19 protein-coding genes are annotated in these 16,073 nt (G+C 66.5%); 5 read left to right on the forward strand and 14 right to left on the reverse strand.

Annotated features, from left to right (window positions below; all coding sequences use genetic code 11):
• Nucleotide 1 precedes the first annotated feature (1 nt).
• Nucleotides 2-892, reverse strand: coding sequence for a 5-deoxy-glucuronate isomerase (gene iolB / locus EJO69_RS03485; RefSeq protein WP_126039278.1), 891 nt, complete (start codon nucleotides 890-892; stop codon nucleotides 2-4).
• A 2-nt stretch (nucleotides 893-894) separates the two neighbouring features.
• Nucleotides 895-1,851, reverse strand: coding sequence for a 5-dehydro-2-deoxygluconokinase (gene iolC / locus EJO69_RS03490; RefSeq protein WP_126039281.1), 957 nt, complete (start codon nucleotides 1,849-1,851; stop codon nucleotides 895-897).
• Between the two features lie 175 nt (nucleotides 1,852-2,026).
• On the opposite strand from iolC, the gene EJO69_RS03495 reads away from it, so the two are divergent.
• The 5 genes from EJO69_RS03495 (at nucleotide 2,027) to EJO69_RS03515 (ending at nucleotide 6,958) form a co-directional block, all read left to right on the forward strand.
• Nucleotides 2,027-2,785: a GntR family transcriptional regulator gene (locus EJO69_RS03495; RefSeq protein ID WP_126039283.1), complete on the forward strand. Its 759-nt coding sequence runs from the start codon at nucleotides 2,027-2,029 to the stop codon at nucleotides 2,783-2,785.
• A gap of 126 nt (nucleotides 2,786-2,911) precedes the next feature.
• Nucleotides 2,912-3,991, forward strand: a complete 1,080-nt coding sequence (locus tag EJO69_RS03500; RefSeq protein ID WP_126039286.1) for a transaldolase family protein — start codon at nucleotides 2,912-2,914, stop codon at nucleotides 3,989-3,991.
• A 59-nt stretch (nucleotides 3,992-4,050) separates the two neighbouring features.
• Nucleotides 4,051-5,031 (forward strand): inositol 2-dehydrogenase, encoded by a 981-nt coding sequence (iolG, locus tag EJO69_RS03505; protein ID WP_126039289.1) that lies wholly within the window; start codon nucleotides 4,051-4,053, stop codon nucleotides 5,029-5,031.
• A 15-nt stretch (nucleotides 5,032-5,046) separates the two neighbouring features.
• A complete protein-coding gene (locus EJO69_RS03510) occupies nucleotides 5,047-5,907 on the forward strand; it encodes a sugar phosphate isomerase/epimerase family protein (protein WP_126039292.1) in 861 nt (286 codons plus the stop codon).
• Between the two features lie 193 nt (nucleotides 5,908-6,100).
• Complete coding sequence (locus EJO69_RS03515; protein WP_126039295.1) at nucleotides 6,101-6,958, forward strand: class II fructose-bisphosphate aldolase; 858 nt, start codon at nucleotides 6,101-6,103, stop codon at nucleotides 6,956-6,958.
• A 54-nt stretch (nucleotides 6,959-7,012) separates the two neighbouring features.
• Here EJO69_RS03515 and EJO69_RS03520 read toward each other — a convergent pair whose 3' ends face one another.
• The 12 genes from EJO69_RS03520 to EJO69_RS03575 form a co-directional block, all read right to left on the reverse strand.
• Nucleotides 7,013-8,104 carry an NADH:flavin oxidoreductase/NADH oxidase gene (locus tag EJO69_RS03520; protein WP_126039298.1) on the reverse strand — a complete coding sequence of 364 codons (1,092 nt, stop codon included), beginning with the start codon at nucleotides 8,102-8,104 and terminating at the stop codon, nucleotides 7,013-7,015.
• Nucleotides 8,105-8,200: 96 nt separating this feature from the next.
• The gene (locus EJO69_RS03525) at nucleotides 8,201-9,037 is read right to left on the reverse strand and encodes an SGNH/GDSL hydrolase family protein (protein WP_126039301.1); all 837 of its coding nucleotides are present in this window, start codon (nucleotides 9,035-9,037) and stop codon (nucleotides 8,201-8,203) included.
• A 10-nt stretch (nucleotides 9,038-9,047) separates the two neighbouring features.
• A complete protein-coding gene (locus EJO69_RS03530; RefSeq protein ID WP_126039304.1) occupies nucleotides 9,048-9,845 on the reverse strand; it encodes a TrmH family RNA methyltransferase in 798 nt (265 codons plus the stop codon).
• Between the two features lie 57 nt (nucleotides 9,846-9,902).
• Nucleotides 9,903-10,292, reverse strand: coding sequence for a 50S ribosomal protein L20 (gene rplT, locus EJO69_RS03535; RefSeq protein ID WP_126039307.1), 390 nt, complete (start codon nucleotides 10,290-10,292; stop codon nucleotides 9,903-9,905).
• 21 nt (nucleotides 10,293-10,313) lie between these two features.
• Entirely contained in the window at nucleotides 10,314-10,508 is a 195-nt protein-coding gene (gene rpmI, locus EJO69_RS03540; protein ID WP_126039310.1) for a 50S ribosomal protein L35, read from the reverse strand.
• Between the two features lie 50 nt (nucleotides 10,509-10,558).
• The gene (gene infC, locus EJO69_RS03545) at nucleotides 10,559-11,110 is read right to left on the reverse strand and encodes a translation initiation factor IF-3 (protein ID WP_245993752.1); all 552 of its coding nucleotides are present in this window, start codon (nucleotides 11,108-11,110) and stop codon (nucleotides 10,559-10,561) included.
• A gap of 276 nt (nucleotides 11,111-11,386) precedes the next feature.
• On the reverse strand, nucleotides 11,387-12,148 hold the full coding sequence (locus tag EJO69_RS03550) for an SseB family protein (protein WP_126039316.1): 762 nt from the start codon (nucleotides 12,146-12,148) through the stop codon (nucleotides 11,387-11,389).
• Complete coding sequence (priA, locus tag EJO69_RS03555) at nucleotides 12,148-12,879, reverse strand: bifunctional 1-(5-phosphoribosyl)-5-((5-phosphoribosylamino)methylideneamino)imidazole-4-carboxamide isomerase/phosphoribosylanthranilate isomerase PriA (protein ID WP_126039319.1); 732 nt, start codon at nucleotides 12,877-12,879, stop codon at nucleotides 12,148-12,150. Before priA ends, EJO69_RS03550 begins: the two co-directional genes overlap by 1 nt.
• Nucleotides 12,876-13,514, reverse strand: a complete 639-nt coding sequence (gene hisH / locus EJO69_RS03560) for an imidazole glycerol phosphate synthase subunit HisH (protein WP_126039321.1) — start codon at nucleotides 13,512-13,514, stop codon at nucleotides 12,876-12,878. Before hisH ends, priA begins: the two co-directional genes overlap by 4 nt.
• Nucleotides 13,511-14,299, reverse strand: a complete 789-nt coding sequence (locus tag EJO69_RS03565) for a hypothetical protein (RefSeq protein ID WP_126039323.1) — start codon at nucleotides 14,297-14,299, stop codon at nucleotides 13,511-13,513. Before EJO69_RS03565 ends, hisH begins: the two co-directional genes overlap by 4 nt.
• Nucleotides 14,296-14,892 carry an imidazoleglycerol-phosphate dehydratase HisB gene (hisB, locus tag EJO69_RS03570; RefSeq protein WP_126039325.1) on the reverse strand — a complete coding sequence of 199 codons (597 nt, stop codon included), beginning with the start codon at nucleotides 14,890-14,892 and terminating at the stop codon, nucleotides 14,296-14,298. Before hisB ends, EJO69_RS03565 begins: the two co-directional genes overlap by 4 nt.
• Nucleotides 14,889-16,004 carry a histidinol-phosphate transaminase gene (locus tag EJO69_RS03575; RefSeq protein ID WP_211331483.1) on the reverse strand — a complete coding sequence of 372 codons (1,116 nt, stop codon included), beginning with the start codon at nucleotides 16,002-16,004 and terminating at the stop codon, nucleotides 14,889-14,891. The genes hisB and EJO69_RS03575 overlap by 4 nt, the downstream gene beginning before the upstream one ends.
• Nucleotides 16,005-16,073 lie beyond the last annotated feature (69 nt).

Below are 16,073 nucleotides of genomic sequence, written 5' to 3' on the forward strand. Positions count from 1 at the left end.
GTCAGTTCTCCTCGTTGAGGGCCGTGAAGGGCACTCGAGGGTCGATGTCGCCCTCGTGCCATGTCTCCCGCTGCCAGGTGTGGCACGGGTCGTCGGTCATGAGCCAGGTTGCGTCCTCGGCAGGCCCACCCATGACATTGAGGTAGTAGAGGTCATGGCCGGGGGCGGCCACCGAGGGGCCGTGGTAGCCCCACGGCACGAGGACCGTGTCACCGCTCCGCACCTCCGCGCACACGTCGATGGACTTCGCGGAAGAGTAGACCCGCTGGAGTCCGAATCCCTCGGTCGAGCCACCGGGGCCGCCCTCGCGGACCTCGAAGTAGTAGATCTCCTCGAGCTCGCGCTCGACTTCGGAGTGCTCGTCATGTTTGTGCGGCGGATAGGATGACCAGTTCCCACCCGGGGTCAGGACCTCGCACACGAGCAGACGGGACGTCTCGACCGCGTTGCCGAGCGCGTAGTTGTTGACCTGACGCGTCATGATCCCCGAGCCGCGGATGCCGGTCTTCACGTCGGTGCGGGGACAGTGCCGAACGGGCAGGTCCTTCGATGCCACCGCCGCCGGCAGGGCGAAGCGACCCGACCTCGTCGCCGTCAGTCGGAAGGACTTCCCTCGCGGGATGAAGAGGTAATCGGTGATGTCGCTGAAGACCGACTCCCGACCCGCGAGCTCATAGGAGACACCGTCAACGATGACGGTCGCTGCGCCGGACAGGGGCAGAACGAGCAGCTCGGTCACGCCGGTGTCGACCTCGACCGTCTCGCCCTCGGCGAGTGCCGCGATTCTGAGCGAGCAGAACTCCCACCCGGCGCGGGCAGCTGTCACGACCGTGTCGAAGGGGCCCTCCGCGGTCTCCCCCGCCCGAATCACGTACCTGTCATTGTCATTCATGTTCACTCCGCTTCATGATCGTGGGCCGTGCCGATGAGGTCGAGGACCTCGCGCTCGTAGGGCATGGCCGTCGAGCATTCGAGGCGGGAGGCGACGATGGCGCCCGCCGCCGAGGCGAACTCGATCGCCCGCCGCAGATCCCAGCCCAGGATGAGCGCGTGACTGAGCGAACCCGCAAACGCATCACCGGCGCCCAGACCGTTGACAACCTCGACGGGGGTGACGGGAACCTCGATCCGCTCATCCGCCGTCTTCGCGAGGGTTCCCCGGGGACCCTGCTTGACGATCGCCAGTTCAATGCCGCGCTCGAGCAGCGCATCCGCAGCGCGATCCGGGTCGCTCTCACCCACGGCGATCTCGCACTCCTCGCGATTCCCGACGGCCACATTGACGCTCTCGAGGACGGCCGAGATCTCACGAGTCGCCGTCTCTGCGCTCTCCCAGAACATGGGGCGGTAGTCGAGGTCGGCAATCGTCCACCTGGCCCTGTCCCGCAGCCGGAGCGCGAAGTAATGCGCCGAGCGCGAGGGCTCCTCGCACAGTCCCGTGCCGGAGAAGAGGAACACCTTCGCGTCCCGCACCGCATTCTCCGGAATGTCGGCGGCGCGCAGCTGCAGATCCGGGGCCGAGGGCTCCCGGTAGAAGTAGAGCGGGAAATCGTCGGGCGGGAAGATCTCGCAGAAGGTCACGGGCGTGTTGAAGGCCCTGTTGATGATGACGAACTCATCGGAGACACCCAGCCGGGTCATCTCCGAGCGGACGAAGCGTCCGAACGGATCGTCGCCGACCCCGGTGATGGCGGCGGCCGAATGGCCCATGCGGGCTGCCGCCACGGCGACATTCGTCGGCGATCCGCCGAGGAACTTGCCGAAGGACGTGACGTCTTCGAGACCGACGCCGATCTGGAGCGGGTAGATGTCGACGCCGGACCTGCCGATCGTGAGGACGTCAACGGCCATGGCATCTCCTTCCGCGTCATCGAGGCATTTCCCATCATCGGCGACCTGTCATATTTAGTCAATTGCGCGCGAACTCCTGCCATGACCGCGACGATGGAGGAGAACGTGCTTTACAAATACCGGCTCTGGCGGCTTAATGTTAAGTTGCCGTTCCCATCCACGAGAGATCATCGCCATGACCCCCGACACGCTTGATTCGCCCTACATCGTTGACATCCGCCTGGAGCGCGAGTCGACGGTCCCGCTGTATCAGCAGATCGCCGAACCGCTGACAAAGCTCATCATGTCAGGCGCCATCGAGCCGGGCCGACTCATCGAGGACGAGGTCTCCCTCGCCCAGCGCCTCGATGTATCACGCCCGACTGCGCGGCGCGCACTGCAGGAGCTCGTCAGCAGCGGCCTGCTCGTCCGCAGGCGCGGAGTGGGAACCCGCGTCACGCCGACACACGTCCACCGCCAGATCGGGCTCACCTCGCTCAATGCGGATCTGGAGGCGGCCGGCTACGTGACGCGGACGGAGGTGCTGAACTACCAGGTCCAGCTCGCCGACGAGGACCAGGCCGCGAGACTCGCCTGCGACATCGGCGACGAGGTGGTCGTCATCGAGCGGCTTCGGTGGATCAACGACAGGCCGCTGGGGATCATGCACAATACGATCCCTGCACCGGTCGCCCCCTCGCTCACCGAGCTCACGCAGAAGGGCCTGTACGCCTGCCTGTCCGAGCGCGGTGTCAGGCTCGCGACCGGGGCGCAGACCATCGGCGCACGGGTGGCCAGCGAACGCGAGGCGAACCTCCTCGCCATCGCGACCGGCGCGCCGCTTCTCTCAATCGAGCGGACGGCCTACGACGCCTCCGGGGACATCGTCGAGTTCGGCAGGCACGTCTACGACGCAACCCAGTACAACATCACGATCCCCCTCGTTGCGGACTGACGCAGTCTCGGGATACGTCGCGCGGCCCCAGCAGACAAGGACGCTTTGTCATAACAATTACTTGACAGGGCTCGGCCATGTACCTAACCTGGGGCCAAAATCTTCCCGGCCGGCAAAGGAGCAGACATGGGCGGTTTCCGCTACACCGAGGGACCTCTTCTCGACGCGACGCGCCGGTTCGACACTGTGCTGTGGAACGATTCGTCGGATCTCGACGAGCTGAGCCTGTCCCTCACATTCGGCGGTGTCGGCGCGACGTGCAATCCCGCGATCGCCTACACGACGCTGAGCACACGCCGCGACCTGTGGAATCCGCGCATCAGGACCATCGCCGATGAGCACCCGACGTGGGGTGAGTCGCGGATCGCCTGGCAGGCGATCAAGGACATGTCGGTCGAGGCGGCTGCGCTTCTCAGGCCCGCCTTCGAGGCGTCGGGGGGACGTGATGGTCGGCTCTCCATGCAGACGGACCCGCGCCTCATGCGCGACGCGGCGGCCCTCGCCGATCAGGCCGAGGAGTTCCACCGGCTCGCCGACAACATTGTCGTCAAGATTCCGGCGACGAAGACCGGCCTTGAGGCGATCGAGGAGGCGACGGCGCGCGGCGTCTCGATCAACGTGACCGTGTCGTTCTCCGTGCCGCAGGCGGTCGCCGCCGCCGAGGCCATCGAGCGTGGACTCGAGACGCGCATGCGGGCCGGACACGACGTCTCGCACATGGGCCCCGTTGTCACGATTATGGTCGGCAGGCTCGATGACTGGCTCAAGGCCGTCGTCGCACGCGACCGCATCTTCATCGATCATTCCGCCCTCGACTGGGCCGGCATCGCCACCGTCAAGAAGACCTATGGGATCTTCCAGGAGCGCAGATTCACCCCGCGGCTGCTCGTCGCGGCCTTCCGCAACCCACTCCAGTGGGCCGAGTTCCAGGGCGGTGACCTCGTCGTCTCTCCGCCCTTTGCGTGGCAGACGCTCATCAACGACTCCGACTACGTCGTCGAGGAGCGCATGTCAGTGCCCGTCCCCGATCACGTCATCGACCAGCTCCGCCGCATCCCTGATTTCGTGCGGGCCTACGATGAGGACGGGATGACCATCGACGAGTTCGAGAGCTTCGGACCGTCCGCGCGCACACTGCGCCAGTTCCTCGAGGCCGACAACGACCTCGACGTGCTCGTCCGAGATATTCTCCTGCCCGCCCAGTAGCAGGGCCGCGCAGACCTATGCTTGACGTATCCCACCCGCCTAGAGAATCGACTGCTCACGTGATCAAGATTGGCATCATCGGCGCCGGCCGCATCGCCCACGTCCATGCGAGGTCCGTGCTGAACCATCCGGATACAGCGCTCACGGCCGTCATGGAGCCGAACCCCTCCTCCGCAGCGGCGTTCGCCCAGACCTACGGCGCCCGACCCGCCGACCAGATCGAGGAGCTGTTCGACCAGGTCGATGCCGTCATCGTCTGCTCCCCCACCTCCTTCCATCCCGAGCACATCCTGGCGGCGGCCCGGGCCGGCAGGCCGGTCCTCTGCGAGAAGCCCGTCGCCGCAGACCTCGCCGAGGTCGACGCGCTCGAGACCGCTCTCGCGGGCCTGGATTCGACGGTCATGATCGGTTTCAACCGACGCTTCGACCCGTCCTTCGCCCGCATCCACGAGCTCACCCAGTCCGGTGCCATCGGCGCGGTCGAGCAGGTCACCATCATCTCCCGGGATCCGGCCCCGCCGCCCGTCGACTACATCCCGACCTCCGGTGGGATCTTCAAAGACATGACGATCCATGATTTCGATATGGCGCGCCACTTCCTCGGCGACATCGTCTCCGTCGTCGCCATCGGCCAGAACCTCGACCCCGCCCTCGCCCAGACGGGCGACTTCGATGGCGCCGTCATCACGCTCGTCAACGCTGAGGGCAGGACCGCGACCATCACGAACTCCAGGCATTGCGCGGCCGGCTACGACCAGCGGCTCGAGGTGTTCGGCGAGCGCGGCACGCTCAATGCCGACAATGTTCGCCCGACGACGGTGAGGGTGTCGAACGCGGAGCTCACCGATGCTCAGGACCCCTACCTCGACTTCTTCCTCACCCGCTACGAAGAGGCCTACATCCGGGAGCTCGACGAATTCCTGCGTGCGCTGGCCGAGGGCAGGCAGCCCACCCCGACGATCGAGGACGGCCGCAGGGCGCTCGAGATCGCGGAGGCGGCCGAGAGGTCCGCCCGCACGGGCACCATCGTCACACTCTGAATGGAAGGACACCACATGAGGATTGCAGGAGCCCCCATCTCGTGGGGAGTGTGTGAGGTGCCGGGCTGGGGTCACCAGATGTCGCCGGACCGGGTGCTGGCGGAGATGAAGAGTATCGGCCTCACCGCGACCGAATTCGGACCGCAGGGCTGGCTGCCGGCCGACCCGCAGGCCCGGGCCGAGGCCGTCGCCCGGCACGGGCTGGAACCGGTGGGCTCCTTCTTCCTCGCGGTCATGCACGATCCCGACATCGACCCGCTCCCGCAGGTCGAGAAGGAACTCGATGCCTTCGACGCGGCCGGGGGTTCCTATCTTGTCCTCGCCGCGGACTCGGGACGAGAGGGCTATGACGATCGCCCTGTCCTCGACGAGACGGGCTGGTCGACGCTCTTCGCCACCATGGATCGCATCACCCGCGCGTGCGAGCAGCGCGGTGTCGAGGCCTGCATCCACCCTCACTGGGGCACCATGGTCCAGAACGTCGATGAGGTCATCCGGGTTCTCGACCATTCGTCGGTCGGACTCTGCCTCGACACGGGCCACCTCACGTGCGGCGGCGCCGATGTCGTTGAGCTGACGAAGACCTACGCGGACCGCGTCTCGATCGTCCACGCCAAGGACGTGCGCACATCGATCTCAGACCGGCTTCTCGCCGAGGAGATCACCTGGAGCGAGGGAATCCGGGCCGGCATGTTCGCCCCCGTCGGCCAGGGCGATATCGACTTCGAGACGATTGCGGCAATGCTGGAGCAGGCGGGCTTCGACGGGTACTACGTCCTCGAGCAGGACATTATGCTGACCGAGGAGCCCGCCGAGGGTGAGGGACCGATCGAGAGCGCCCGCGCCTCCCTCGACGCCCTGCGCGCACTGGCCTGATCAGCGGGCACGGCCCGTTTCCCGATCCGGCACAGCGTCTGGCCCGACCAGAGTTGCGGCACTGAGGTCGGCACGGCCCACTGGCGTCCTCTATCTCACAGGACCGACCGCCCATCGGTCGATGTTCAGACAGGGCTAGACTGGTATGAGACGCGGCGAAGTCGCCGCCGAACCAAACTGCAAAGGAGCCGTTATGCTGATCAGCCTCAAGGAAGCCCTCGACTACGCGGAGAGGAATGACTGCGGTATCGCCGCCATCAACACGCCGACGTACGAGATGCTGCTCGCGACGGTGCGTGTGGCCGAGCGCCGCAATGTTCCGATCATCATCCAGCACGCCGAGGTCCATGAGCCGATCAACACGATCGAAGATATCGGTCCGGTCATGGTCGAGCTCGCGAAGCGCTCGACCGCACCGATCGTCGTCCACGTCGACCACGGCGAGTCGTTCGATTACGTCAGGCGCGGCTTCGACGTCGGCTTCAACTCGGCGATGATCGACGCCTCGCGCATGCCCTACGAGGACAACCTCGCGGTCACGCAGCAGGTTGTCGCACTGGCGAACGAGTATGGCTACGGCGTCGAGGCGGAGCTGGGCGTCATGCCCGGCCGCGAGGACGGCTCCCAGTCGACATCGTCCGATCCGGAGATGCTGTACACGGACCCGGAGATGGCGGAGGCATTCGTCCGCGACTCCGGCGTCACCGCACTCGCGTGCTCCTTCGGCACCGTCCACGGCCTCTACAAGGCTGAGCCGCACCTCAACTTCGAGCTCATCAGCGAGCTGCGGGAGCGCACTGGCGTACCGATCGTCATGCATGGCGGGTCCGGCCTGAGCGAGGCCGAGTACCTCGAGTGCATCAAGCGAGGCGTGCGCAAGATCAACTACTACACGTACGCGGACAAGGCCGCCCTCGAGGCCGTTCAGCAGCTCCTCGAGCAGACGCCCGATACGTACACGTTCTCCCCGCTGACCGTCGCCGCGACGCGGGCAGTCGAGGCGAACATCGAACAGCTCGTCGACGTCCTCTACCGGGGCGCTGCCAGCTGATCAGACGTGAGGGGGCGGGTGCAGTTCACTGCACCCGCCCCCCTCACGCGTGGATCAGCTCCGCACAAGACCTCGATGGTAGGGCTGGGCAAACTCGGGCTTCTCGCGGAGCCTCGTCCGCCAGGCCTGGAGCACATAGGGATCTGACAGGAGCACGCGGCCGAGCATGACAACCTCCGCGCTCTCACGCACGATCTGCTCGGCCTGAACCGCTTCGGTGATGAGTCCGACCGTGCCCCGCGGCACGCCCGCACCCGCGAGTTCGCGAGCGAAGCGAACCTGATAGCCCGGACCGGCCGGGATCCTCACATCGGGAAGATTGCCGCCGGACGAGACATCAACAAAGTCGAGGCCGAGGGCCTTCGCCTCGCGAACGAAGGCGGCTGTCTCCGCCACCGTCCATCCCGTCCGCGCATCGCCGACGAACTCGCACCAATCGGTCGCGGAGACGCGGATGGCGAGGGCGCCCGGGACTTCGCGCCGAACGGCGCGGATGACCTCAAGCGGGAACGCGGTCCTGTTCTCCCCGCCCCAACGGTCGGTGCGGGTGTTCGACAGCGGCGACATGAACTCGTGGAGCAGGTATCCGTGGGCGCCGTGCAGCTCGATGATCTCGAAGCCCGCCTCGACCGCCCTGCGGGCCGCCTGCGCGAAGGCATCGATGAGGGCCTCGATCTCGTCCCCGGTCAGCTCGCGCGGGTCGGTGTAGACGTCCGCAAAGGGGATCGGCGACGGCGCGACCGGCTGCCAGCCGATCTCTGAATCCGCCGGGTAGAGGAGAGCCTGCTCCTCCCACGGGCGCGGGCCGGAGGCCTTCCGGCCGGCATGGCCGAGCTGAATGCCGGGCACGGCACCCGTCGACCTGATGAGATCCGCGAGGCGGGTGAACGAGGGGATCTGCTCATCGCTGTGCAGCGACAGATCGTAGGGGGAGATCCTGCCATCGGCCGTGACGGCTGTCGCCTCAACGATGACGGCGCCGACGCCGCCCCACCCGCGAGACGCATAGTGGACGACATGCCAGTCGTTGGGCCTTCCCATCTCCTCCCCCGACGGCTGCGCCGAGTACTGGCACATCGGTGACATCCACGCCCGGTTGCGCACGGTCACCGGACCGACGGTGATGGGGCTGAAGAGCTGCGACACTGAATCTCCTTATCTGATGGTCATGACCTGACCGCGAGGCCCGGCGCACTGCCGGACCGTTGATGACCGTCCGAGGCGATGTTCCTGGACGGAGGACTATGCCCACGGCTGGAATGGCGCGACGTCGGCCACGTCGACCGTGGGAACGTCCATGACCGGCGCGATTGTATCCACCCACAGCTGCGCCCAGTGCTGGTAGGCGTGGGTATTGGGGTGGAAGAAATCCGAGGAGTGATAGCTGAAGAGGTAGGACGACAGCGGCAGTCCCGAGGTGAAGTCCTCGAGCGGCACGTGGTGGTGGCCGTCGCGATCCGAATAGATCCGGATGAGCTCAGAGATCTCCCTGGCCCTGCGTCCGTGCGGAGTCGGGCCGAAGCTCGGCACGTCGGCGACGTAGGTGCCCGGAGGCAGCGCAGTCGTCATTGCCTGGACGAACTCCGCCATCGTCGACCCGTCGAGACGATAGCCGACATCGTTGCCGCCCACCTCGCACGTGACAATGTCGGGGATGATCCCCTCGTGGCGCTCCAGACCCTTGAGGGACATGAGCTGGTGGGTGAGGACGGAGGGGATGACAGCACCGGAGACCGAGAGGTTGATGAGGGCGACGTCGCGTCCTGTCATATCCTCGAGCGCGGCCGCCAGCCTCGGCACGTAGCCGTCGACGACTGAACTCGCCCCAAGCCCCTGTGCCGCCGAGTCCCCGAGCGCGACGTAGATGAGCGGATCAGGCAGGCCGGAACGCCGGTTTCTCTCGAGCTTGCCGATGACTGCGAGGTTCGTGCGCTCCCAGAAGCGCGCATACGGCCTGCGCTGGTCGGAGACCCGCCGGGCCCTGCGGGCCAGCACCTGTGATCCTGCGAGCAGCGCGCCCGCGCCCCACAGTGCGGCTCGTGTCCGTCCCGCCATCACTCCCCCGCTTCCGTCACTCACCCAGCGTAGTTCAGGATTGTCTCATCTGCGCGAACACGCTGGCGTAGAGGCAGACGGCCGCCGCCGCCGACACGTTGAGCGATTCCGCCCTGCCGGGGATGGGAATGGCGACCGATTCGTCGACACGAGCGAGCAGGTCGGCGGCGAGCCCGCGCGCCTCGTTGCCGAGAACCCACAGCGTCGGACGTCCGAGGTCAAGTCCGGATCCGCCGAGTGTGAGGCGCCCACTGCCATCGGCGCCGAGCACCTGCATGCCCTGCCGCTTCGCGCGAGAGATCACGGTCCGCGGGTCGGCGCCGCCGACGATCGGGAGATGGTATGTCGACCCTGCCGCGGATCGGATCACCTTCGGCGAGTTCGGATCGACCGAACCCGATCCGAAGAGGACTCCGGCTGCACCCACGGCATCGGCTGTACGAATGAGCGTGCCAGCATTGCCCGGGTCCTGCATCTCAACCGCGAGAATCGCGAGCGAGGCACCCTCGAGAACCTTCTCGACGGCCGGGACGGGGGCGGTGTTGAGAACGACGAGCACGCCCTGGCTGTCAGCCGTGATCTGGCCGAGCACCTTTGACGGGACCACATGGGTCCAGTGGGGCTCTGCGAGCCGTGCGATGTCGGGATGCCGGTCGAGGGCCTCCTCGGTGATGACAATATCCCGGACGCGATCACCGGCCCACGTCAGGGCCTCGCGAGCGGACTGTGGTCCCTCGGCAATCTCCTGCGAATAGGCGGCCCGGTTCTTCGCCTGGTAGAGGCCCTGGATCTTGAGGAGCTGACCTGAGATCGAGTCGTGGTATCTGCGCATGCACTTCTTTCTGATATGAGAGAGGGGCCGGCTGATGCCGGCCCCTCACATGCAGTCTTAGGCTGCTTCGCCCTTCGGGGCGTTGACGTCCTCGGGGAGTGCGTTCTTCGCGGTCTCGACGAGCGCCTTGAAGGCGGCGGGCTCGTTGACGGCGAGCTCGGCGAGCATGCGGCGATCAACCTCAACCTCGGCAAGCTTGAGGCCCTGCATGAACCGGTTGTAGGTCATGCCCTCGGCGCGGACGGCCGCGTTGATACGGGTGATCCACAGCTTGCGGAACTCGTTCTTACGGACCTTGCGGTCGCGGTAGTTGTAGACGAACGAGTGGGTGACCTGCTCCTTCGCCTTGCGGTAGAGGCGCGAGCGCTGGCCGCGGTAGCCGCTGGCCTGCTCGAGAACGGTGCGGCGCTTCTTGTGTGCGTTGACTGCGCGCTTGACACGTGCCATGATCTGCTTCTCCTTTTCGGCCTAGCGGCCGAGCATCTTCTTGACGTTCTTGGCGTCTGCCGGGCTGACGACCTGGTCCTTCGACAGGCGGCGGGTGCGACGCGACGGCTTGTGCTCGAGGAGGTGGCGCTTGCCGGCCCTCTCGCGCATGACCTTGCCGGATCCAGTCACGCGGAAGCGCTTCTTGGCACCGGAGTGCGACTTCATTTTAGGCATAGATGTTTCCTCTTTCGTTGGCCGCGGGGATCACCCACGGGCAGGGAGTGCTACTCGGACTTCTGAGCCCGGCGTGCTTCGCGCTCCGCCTCACGACGGCGGCGCTGGTCGGACTTGGCCTCGGACTTCTTCTTGACAGGCGCGATCACCATCACCATGTTCCTGCCATCCTGGCGGGGGTGTGATTCGACGGTGCCGAGCTCAGCCAGATCCTCTGCCATTCTCTGCAGCAGCTTGACTCCCATTTCGGGTCGGGACTGTTCGCGTCCACGGAACTGGATCATCACCTTGACCTTGTCGCCACCGTTGAGGAACCGCTCTGCGTGGCCCTTCTTGGTCTCGTAGTCATGGGTGTCGATCTTGAGGCGAAGCCTGATCTCCTTCAGCTGCGTGTTCACCTGGTTACGGCGTGCATCACGGGCCTTCATCGCGGCCTCGTACTTGTACTTGCCATAATCCATGAGCTTGGCAACCGGCGGTTCAGAGTTCGGTGCAACCTCGACCAGATCAAGATTGGCTTCCTGTGCCAGCCGGAGTGCGTCTTCTACGCGGACGACACCGACCTGCTCGCCGGCGGGGCCGACAAGACGTACCTTGGGCACCCGAATCCGCTCATTGACTCTTGGTTCGTTGATAATTGCTCCTCTGTATCTCGACGTGTACGCGCACGGAGCAGAGGTGTCACGGGCAGGGCATACCTACCCTCTGTGACTCTCATAACCCGATGCCAGAAGCACCCAGGTGGGATCTCTCCGCTTGCGTCCCGGTCCGTTGACCGGTCGGTCGCTAAGAAGTCTAGCAGAACGCCGGACATTCGCGACTATGCGATGCATTACCGCATCCGTGTATCCAGTGGCGTTCGTTACGCCACTGGATACTCAGGCCACGCGTGCGGGCACGAGCTCAATGGAGTCGAGCCGGTGGGTGAGCTCATCGACGGCGGCGAGCCTGCTGCTCGCCTCTGCCAGCGCCGCACCCACAGCCTCGCGGCTGGCCTTGCCGTCGACCGCGAGGACGATCGCCGTCTCTGCGTTCCGGCCCGGGGTGATCTGCAGGCCCTTGAGGCCCTCGATGCCAGCGAGCGCACGAGCGACGATCGTCGGAAGCTCCTCGTCCCGCCACGGCGCCGTCCACCGCTCGCCCGTCGCCAGGGCATTGACGGCGGGCCGGCCGAGCAGCATAGGCCGCTCGGATGCGGCGTCGAGCACGAGGAGCCCGTCGGCCTCGGCAACGGCGGCGATGGCCGCGTTCTGGGTGTGGACCGGCACGGGCCTGGCCTTCGGGTTCCAGCGCATGAGCGCCTCGACGGAGGAGAAGATCGGCATGGCGGCCCGGCCATCCGGGGCCTCGACCGCGAGCATCGCCGCAGCCTTGCAGGGATCCTTGTCGACCGAGGCGTGGTCGACCACTCCCCCGTCATCGGTACGGCCCGGATGCTCATGGGCGAGGACGGGCACGAGGACTCGGGCGGCCGGCAGAACGTCGATGATCGCCTCGAGCCGCGGGGCGAACTCCTCGAGTTCGAGCGCCGCGGCGAGGGTCGGGTCCGCTCTCCCGTCGTCACCCGCGAACGGGTTCGGCTTGAGCTTGTCCGCGGCGGTCCCGCCGCTCAGGGTCCCCTGGAGGTGGTCGGCTCCCATCACTGCTCGCCCGCCACCTCGATCGCCTCGGGCAGGGTGAACGCGCCGGCGTAGAGGGCCTTGCCGACGATCGCGCCCTCGACACCCTCATCGGTCAGTGCGCGCAGCGCCCGCAGGTCATCGAGCGTGGCGACGCCGCCGGAGGCGACGACCGGGGCATCGGTGCGTGCGCAGACCTCTTGGAGAAGCACGGTGTTCGGCCCCTCCATGGTTCCGTCCTTCGCGACGTCGGTCACGACATACCGTGCGCAGCCGGCCTCGTTGAGACGGTCGAGGACCTCGAAGAGGTTGCCGCCATCGCGGGTCCACCCACGGGCGGACAGGGTGTGGCCGCGAACGTCGAGGCCAACCGCAATCTGGTCGCCGTACTCCTTGATGACCCGCTCGGTCCAGTCAGGATTCTCCAGGGCCGCCGTGCCGAGATTGACGCGCGTCGCACCGGCGTCGAGCGCAGCCGTCAGGCTCTCGTCGTCACGGATGCCGCCGGAGAGTTCGATCCGGACGGAGCTCTCGGCGACGATCTCGCGGATGAGGGCCCGGTTGTCGCCCCGCCCGAAGGCTGCGTCGAGATCGACGAGGTGGATGAAGGTCGCTCCACCGGCGATCCAATCCTGGGCGACGTCCTTCGGCTCGCCGTAGCCGGTCTCGGTCCCGGCCTCGCCACGGAGGAGGCGGACGGCCTTACCCTCGACGACATCGATGGCGGGCAGGAGCTGGAGGGGTTTCGTCATGACTGTCCTTCAAGGGTGGAGAGCCAGTTTCGCAGCAGGGCGATTCCTGCCGGGCCGGACTTCTCGGGATGGAATTGGGTTGCGGAGAGAGGGCCCTGCTCGATGGCGGCGACGAAGCGCCCGCCATGCTCGGACCAGGAGATGAGGGGCGGGGCGAAGACAGGGTCGGCACCCGCGGCCGGGTCGGTGTGGACCGCGTAGGAGTGGACGAAGTAGAAGCGCTCGTCCTCGATCCCACGGAACAGCGTCGAACCTTCCGGCACGGAGACGGTCGACCAGCCCATGTGCGGAGTGATGGTCGACTGCAGCCTCGTCACGCGCCCCGGGAACTGGTCGAGGCCCGGCTTCGTGCTGCCGAACTCGTCCGACCCCTCGAAGAGGACCTGAAGTCCGACGCAGATGCCGAGCACGGGACGGCCCCCGGCGAGGCGGCGCTCGATGAAGCGGTCCCCGCGCAGACGTCGCAGGCGGTCAACCACCGTGTCGAATGCGCCGACACCGGGGACGACGAGCCCATCGGCCGCCATGACCTTCTCAGGATCGGCGGTGAGCTCAACATCTGCCCCAGCCTCTGTCAGTGCGCGTACGGCAGAGTGGACGTTGCCCGAGCCGTAGTCGAAGACGACGACCTTCACTTGGAATCCCTGCCGAAGAAGCGCCGGGGACGGCGCGGGGGCAGCTGGGTGCCCTCATCCCTGCTCCCGCCGGCGAGCCGCTCGATAGCGGAGGTGTCGATACTGCCCGAACGGATCGCACCCGACACGTCGCCGGGCGACGTGGCGCCGATGAGGAGATCCTCGAGGATCTGCTCGCCGGTGGCGACGATGAGACCCGCCGGGGTGTCGGATGTGAACCCGCTGGAGTCGACGACCTGGGCCGTGACAAGGCCGGAGACGCCCTCCTCGTTGCCGACATCCTCGCCGAGCTCGGCTGTGAGGACGAGGACCCCGGCACGAGAGAGCTTCGCCAGCGCCCTCGCGACCGCGTCCCGGTCATCGGCGGACAGGCTTCCCGGAGTCGGTTCGTCCTCTGCATCCGCGTTGTCATTGTCCGTGACATCGTCGTCCAGCGTCGGGACCGAGGAGACCGTCGCATCGCCGAAGTGCGATGACATCTTCTCTTCGTCAAAAAGTGACGGTGCGGACTCGTCGTCGAAGAGCGACGTCTGTCCGGGGATCGGGTTGAGGTCCGCCGGCTCCGAAGCCTCGGCGTCCGTGTCTGAGCCGCCGGTGCCTCCGCCGAGCAGCTCGGAGATGTCCCAGTCGTCGAAGACCGGAACGGGGAGATCATGGACGACCATGGCGCCCTGAGCCGACGGGACGACCCACACATCGAGGCCGTGCATCTTGCAGAAGCCGGCGAGGACGTCGACCTTCTTGAAGGGGGTGACGATAACGTAGCGTCGGGAATTCCCACTCATAGCGAGCCCTTCGTCGATGGGATCGTCGTGACCCGCGGATCGGGCTCGACGGCCGTGCGGAGCGCCCGGGCGAAGGCCTTGAACTGGGCTTCGACGATGTGGTGGGGGTCGCGGCCGCGGATAACGTCGATGTGCATGCAGATGCCCGCGTGGAAGGCGATCGATTCGAAGACGTGCCGGGTCATGGAGCCCGTGAAGTGGCCGCCGATGAGGTGGTACTCCTGGCCTGCGGGTTCACCGTCGTGGACGAGGTAGGGCCGTCCGGAGATGTCGACGACGGCCCGGGCGAGCGACTCGTCCAGCGGAACAAGGGCATCGCCGAACCGGCGGATGCCGCGCTTATCCCCGAGCGCCTCGCGGAGCGCCTCACCGAAGCAGATGGCGGTGTCCTCCACGGTGTGGTGGACATCGACCTCGATGTCGCCGCGTGCGTGGACGTCGAGGTTGATGAGCGAATGGCGCGACAGCGAGGTCAGCATGTGATCGTAGAACGGGACGCCGGTGTCGATTGTCGACGTGCCGTCGCCGTCGAGATCCAGCGTGAGCGTGATCGTCGATTCGCTCGTCTGACGATTGATTGTTGCCGTTCTCATTTCATTGCCTCTTCCAGTGCGTCGAAGAACGCCTCATTCTCCTCGGGTGTGCCGACCGATACGCGCAGCCAGCCCGCCGGGCCGACCTCGCGGATGAGGACGCCTCGGTCGAGAACTCGCGTGAAGATCTCGCTCCGGTCCGGGAACGTCCCGAACATGACAAAATTCGCGTCCGTCGGTGCTGTGTCCAAGCCTAGCGAATGCAGTCGCCGAACGATCGCATCCCTGCCCTCGCGGAGCGCGGCGATCTGGGACAGCTGGCTCGCGGAGTGCCTGAGCGCGGCCCTCGCCGCCGCCTGGGTGACGGCCGAGAGGTGGTAGGGCAGCCGGACGATCTGCAGCTGGTCAACGATCTCCTTCGCGGCCCCAAGGTATCCGAGGCGCAGGCCGGCAGCACCGAAGGCCTTCGACATCGTCCGCGACACAATGAGATTGTCGTGATCGGCGAGCAGTTCAAGCGCCGAGGGAACGCCATCCCGGCGGAACTCTCCGTAGGCCTCATCGACGACGACAAGGCAGTCCGAACCCGGAGCATCGGCCGGGCCATTGCCCTTCGCCGCGTCGAGAACCGCCGACAGCTCATCGCCCGTGAGCGCCGTGCCCGTCGGATTGTTGGGGCTGGCGAGGAGGATGACCGCGGGGCGGATGCGGGCCAGCTCCTCGGGGAGCTTCTCGAGGTCGAGCGAGAAATCATCCCGGCGCGGGAGCGTCTGCCACTCCGAGAACGTGTCCCTCGCATATTCGACGTACATGGAGTACGTCGGCGTGAAGGAGATGACCGTCCGTCCGGGTCCCGCGAAGGCGAGAAGGATATGGAGCATGACCTCGTTCGACCCGTTCGCCGCCCACACCTGCTCAGGGCTGAGGCGAACGCCCGACTCGGCCGCCAGGTAGTCCGCGAGATCCGCCCTCAGGGCGAGGAAGTCCCTGTCCGGGTAACGGTTGAGGCTCGCCGCGGCGTCGGCGACGGCGGCGGCGATGTCGGCGATCATCTCCGCACTCGGGGGATACGGGTTCTCGTTGACGTTGAGCGTCACTGGAACATCGAGCTGGGGTGCGCCGTAGGGCTCAAGGCCCGCGAGTGCCGGGCGGTAAGGAATGGTCACCGACACAGTGTACGAGAGACCGCCGCGGACCGACAGCATCGTCCATCATGCCTCGGCAGGGAGTCCGGCTCCGGG

Source organism: Flaviflexus salsibiostraticola (genome assembly GCF_003952265.1).
In the GTDB taxonomy this organism is placed as follows: domain Bacteria; phylum Actinomycetota; class Actinomycetes; order Actinomycetales; family Actinomycetaceae; genus Flaviflexus; species Flaviflexus salsibiostraticola.